Genomic DNA, 4,108 nt, shown 5'->3' with positions numbered 1-4,108 from the left:
GATCCCTTTAACTGCACAACAAGAGGGACAGGTCACATCAATCTTTGCCATCTGAATGTTCTCCAAATAGGCATACTATACATGATTCAATAAATTGATGTCACGACCGAATGAAATCAACTGTATTAACAATGCAACTTATTATCTTCCTGAAACCAGAGAAGAAGACATGGATGATAAATATAAAGGTTGGCTGGAATATGCAACATTCTTAGATATTATCGACAATAAATTCAAACATCACCCCAATGCAACCCGCTATGATCTGTTAGAAGCCGTTATCTATTATCTTGAAGAAGATGATTTCTTAGATTAAAAATGATCTTGCATCAACACCGAAGAGAGAACTAGATATAACCTCTGGTGGGTTAAGAAAATCTGGTGTTCCTGCCAGCAGAGTAAAACAGTTGAGAAATCAAGCTAGAAAATTCTTAAAAGGATTAGCAAACAAGGCTAAAAATGCTGGCACTTGTAATAAATAGGAGAAATGTTGCATGTATAGTCTTACACGAATTGTTGTAGAGGAAACCTCGAATAATGACTCCGGTTTTATTCTTGGTGGAAAAAGAGGATATGTTTCACAGTGGCCTGTAAATCCAGATGGCGAAAAATTACTTCATCTTTTTTCTATAGATTGTGAAAAGTTATCTCCTAAAATACCTGAAAGAATGTTGCCAACATCAGGATATTTATCTGTGTTTTCAACTTATTCTGATGTTGACTACTTTCTTGATAACATTACTTATTTTGGTGATGAACAAGAGCTTAACCTCATTAAGTCTGGATTTACGTTTGTTCCATATTCTTTGACTAAAGATACCTTGGAAAACAACGATAAATTTATACCAGAAAGAAGTGTTAGTCTTTTAGATATGGAAATGGAAGATGATGAATATCCAATGATTTCGCTTTTTTCAAAAAAAACTCCAAATGTTTAGACGATATTGGTGATATTGGGGAAGATTATCATTTTGTATGTCAGATATACTCAGCAGATTTCCCTGAACCATTTCAAGATGCATTGGGTTTATCTGATGCTATTGGTTACTTGTTCATCAAAAATAAAGATAATGAAATAGAAGGTATCTTTTTTGTACAAACAGCATGATTTTTTTGAAATAATCATCTGGAACAAATGAGTGAAAATAATTCACTCAGTACCTATAAAACAATCAAGCCGGAAGATCACACATACTTCCTAGCTTGATTGTTTTTTTACTGTGGAATACCTGTGCCACGTCAACGCTGACAGAAGCTGCCCTATTACCTCTGCCACTCTTCTTCATTATTCACTGCACACGCCCGAATATCTGACCAATTCAGCCTTTTGAACAGTTGCGTCAATGCCATCGTCTGTTCATAGTTCAGATGTTCCTCTTGCCACAACTCAGAAAAATCGCTAATCTGAACAGACTATTCACCATCACAGATGGTTACATAGCTGTAATGGCAAAAAAACTCCTGTAGCCTGAAAGGGAGAGCAAGATTGCGGTACATCTGCCCACCTTTGGAAGCAGATATTGTCAGATACCTAAACCCTCGTCTGGCAGTGAAGGTTTCTTAAACTGAAAAATACACCCAAAAGGTGTTTTATATTGTCACCAAAGTGTACTGAACGTTGGTTGGTTCACGTAATTAAGCATAGACTTACTTTCACACATCACATTTATATTGCTTACTATTTCTGTTTGAAATATTCAGCGGATAGACTTTCCATAACCAAACCATTGACTCATTTCAACCGTTTGACACTGAACCTTGCGGCCTTTTGCTGTGCCTACGAGTATTTCAACTCTTGCATCACTTTTGTTGACCATTCGCGGAACTCAAGGCGTCACTTTTGGCAGGTTTACCGCTGAAAGTGACGCCGCAGCCAAAGCACCACGCAACTCAGACAGGCTCATGCCTGCTTCACCCCGCAGTGAATCTGACACTGCATTTTTAGATGAAAAAAGGAGAACCTGACGATATCGAGGCTGGCTTTTAGCCAGTGGGGATGACCTGTACACGCAGGCGGCAGTACCGCGTACTCAACCGATACCCCGCAATACCTCAACCTGCGTTCACTCTGGCGCACAGATATTCGTCAAGGGCAAAGCTGATGTTTTCGTTTTGCCCGCATTGTCGCGCGCCAGAGAACGTAGATTGTCAGATATCAGTGGAGAAAAATGGATGAGTCGTTTGATGAAAGAATTAAAGTTTTTTGCCCGGCAAGGCGGTGGTAGTCACAAAACCTGCCATGATCGTATTCGGATCGCAGGGCGTCTGGGCGCGTTGTTATTGAGCCTGAATATTCAGGTGAAAAGTCTTGCTCATTTGAAAACTAAACATGTGGAACAATACGTTAATGCCCGTTTATCTCAAGGCATTACCAGGCGAACCGTGCAAAATGAAATGTCCGCATTGCGTAATATCTTCCGCATGGCTGGTCGTGAGAAACTGGAAACTTCGCTTCGCTTGAGTAATCAGGCTCTGGGATTAAGCGGTACCAGCCGTGCCGGAACAAAACAGGCGATCCCTGATGATAAATTTCAGATGATTTATCAGAAAGCCCTTGAACGCGATGCCGGATTTGCCGTCACGCTGAAACTAGCCCGCTTACTGGGGCTACGTTCTCAGGAAGCCGTGCAATGCAGTGCTTCACTGAAAAGCTGGCGCAAACAGCTAGAACAGCCAGAACCGAAACTTCAGGTTGTTTTCGGCACAAAAGGTGGAAGACCAAGACAAACCCATGTATTGAATGTTGCAGCGGTAAAAGAAGCCGTCGAACAAGCAATTACTATCGCAGAGCAACGTAGTGGCAGATTGATTGATAAACCGGATCTCAAGCAAGCCATGAATTACTGGCGGGTACATACCACAAAGATTGGTTTAACCGGCTGCCATTCACCCCATAGTTTGCGGTATGCATGGACACAGGATGCTCTGGCGTTTTACCAGCAGAATGGCTTTAGCCATCAGGAAGCACGGGCACTGGTTTCAATGGATTTGGGGCATGGAGATGGGCGAGGGCGGTATGTCGAACGGGTTTATAGTCGTTCAACTTAGTGGTTCAGTTATTGAGTCCGATAATACAATCAGTTAAAGTATTCACGCCATTAGCAAAATCTAATGGTCAAGGCGTCGCGGCCTTGTCACTCATAGACACTGGCAGATATTTTGCCAGTGTGTCTGTTATCGCCTTTTCAATGGTGATTCAGGCGGGGGAGACGTAAGTCTCGCTGGTTATGAGTGCCAGTCCGCGAACCCTGTCTGGATCACCACCATCAATATTAATTAATGGAAGGGGTAACAGGAATGAATAACGATGTTAAAAATGATTGGCATCAAGCTGATATCATCGCTGCATTACGTAAACGTGGTACAACCTTAGCGGCTCTCTCGCGTGAAGCTGGACTCAGTTCATCGACACTCGCAAATGCACTCAGTAGGCAGTGGCCTAAAGGTGAATGGATAATTGCTAATTATCTCGAAATCCATCCTTCTGAAATCTGGCCTAGCCGATATTTTGATAAACGTGGTCAACTTATTGAGCGTAGGGTTCGTAAAGTTTCTGTTGAATAGATTGATATCAGTGAAATAAGCCATGAGGAAAATTAATATTTGTAGTTATCAACATTATACTCATGGCTATATATTTTTATTAGATTATTTCATCAATGTAAAGGAATGTATTTTGAAACGTTGTCAAAGATCCCCAGATTTTTCAAAAATAAAACGAGATATAAAAAAGCATGCTAGAGATATTAATCAATGGTGGGATGATTTACAGGATGCATCAATTGCAGAGTGGGCATTATTAATAGGTATAGGATGCTGGGGTATTCCTAATAAAGTTGCTCAAGTAATCGCTTTTACACTTAGTATGATATTCTTTTTTAATAAACTTTTTTTGATTGACTCTAATTCTAACTTTACAAAAACTAAGAAGAAAATAAAAAGAGAAATAATAAATTCATATATATCTGATGACGAAAGAAGTATTTTATTTAAAAAATTAAATGACGTTGAAAGATTTAGAAGAATTTGGAATTCTTGGTATGTGATTAAACGAAATTGGAAATTTATATTTGGATATACTTTTCTTGCGGGTTCATTTATCTATCAG

General features: G+C 39.9%; 7 protein-coding genes. 5 read left to right on the top strand and 2 right to left on the bottom strand.

All coding sequences use genetic code 11. The features are described from left to right. Window positions 1-97: 97 nt before the first annotated feature. Entirely contained in the window at window positions 98-316 is a 219-nt protein-coding gene (locus IQ211_RS18160) for a DUF7716 domain-containing protein (protein ID WP_189761102.1), read from the top strand. A gap of 178 nt (window positions 317-494) precedes the next feature. Beyond that, window positions 495-938, top strand: a complete 444-nt coding sequence (locus IQ211_RS18155) for a YwqG family protein (protein WP_223281859.1) — start codon at window positions 495-497, stop codon at window positions 936-938. A 325-nt stretch (window positions 939-1,263) separates the two neighbouring features. On the opposite strand, the gene IQ211_RS20265 is transcribed toward IQ211_RS18155, so the two are convergent. Further along, window positions 1,264-1,386, bottom strand: coding sequence for a DUF7706 family protein (locus tag IQ211_RS20265; RefSeq protein WP_420856250.1), 123 nt, complete (start codon window positions 1,384-1,386; stop codon window positions 1,264-1,266). A 440-nt stretch (window positions 1,387-1,826) separates the two neighbouring features. Then, complete coding sequence (locus tag IQ211_RS18150) at window positions 1,827-2,009, bottom strand: hypothetical protein (protein ID WP_189761103.1); 183 nt, start codon at window positions 2,007-2,009, stop codon at window positions 1,827-1,829. Window positions 2,010-2,172: 163 nt separating this feature from the next. On the opposite strand from IQ211_RS18150, the gene IQ211_RS18145 reads away from it, so the two are divergent. From IQ211_RS18145 to IQ211_RS18135, 3 genes are all read left to right on the top strand, one after another. After that, a complete protein-coding gene (locus tag IQ211_RS18145) occupies window positions 2,173-3,048 on the top strand; it encodes an integrase domain-containing protein (RefSeq protein WP_189761109.1) in 876 nt (291 codons plus the stop codon). 249 nt (window positions 3,049-3,297) lie between these two features. Continuing rightward, on the top strand, window positions 3,298-3,564 hold the full coding sequence (locus IQ211_RS18140; RefSeq protein WP_189761104.1) for a helix-turn-helix domain-containing protein: 267 nt from the start codon (window positions 3,298-3,300) through the stop codon (window positions 3,562-3,564). 112 nt (window positions 3,565-3,676) lie between these two features. Next, window positions 3,677-4,108: hypothetical protein (locus IQ211_RS18135; RefSeq protein WP_193836438.1), on the top strand; the 432-nt coding region annotated here is incomplete at its 3' end.

It is taken from the genome of Xenorhabdus griffiniae (genome assembly GCF_015163655.1).
Lineage (GTDB): Bacteria > Pseudomonadota > Gammaproteobacteria > Enterobacterales > Enterobacteriaceae > Xenorhabdus > Xenorhabdus griffiniae.
Note: the sequence above shows the minus strand (reverse complement) of the source record. Positions and strands in the feature narration are given on the sequence as shown.

Excerpts from the sequence above, each read along its gene's own strand:
- IQ211_RS18160 (WP_189761102.1), top strand. The coding sequence starts at position 98 with ATGTCACGACCGAATGAAATCAACTGTATTAACAATGCAACTTATTAT.
- IQ211_RS18155 (WP_223281859.1), top strand. The coding sequence starts at position 495 with ATGTATAGTCTTACACGAATTGTTGTAGAGGAAACCTCGAATAATGAC.
- IQ211_RS18145 (WP_189761109.1), top strand. The coding sequence starts at position 2,173 with ATGAGTCGTTTGATGAAAGAATTAAAGTTTTTTGCCCGGCAAGGCGGT.
- IQ211_RS18140 (WP_189761104.1), top strand. The coding sequence starts at position 3,298 with ATGAATAACGATGTTAAAAATGATTGGCATCAAGCTGATATCATCGCT.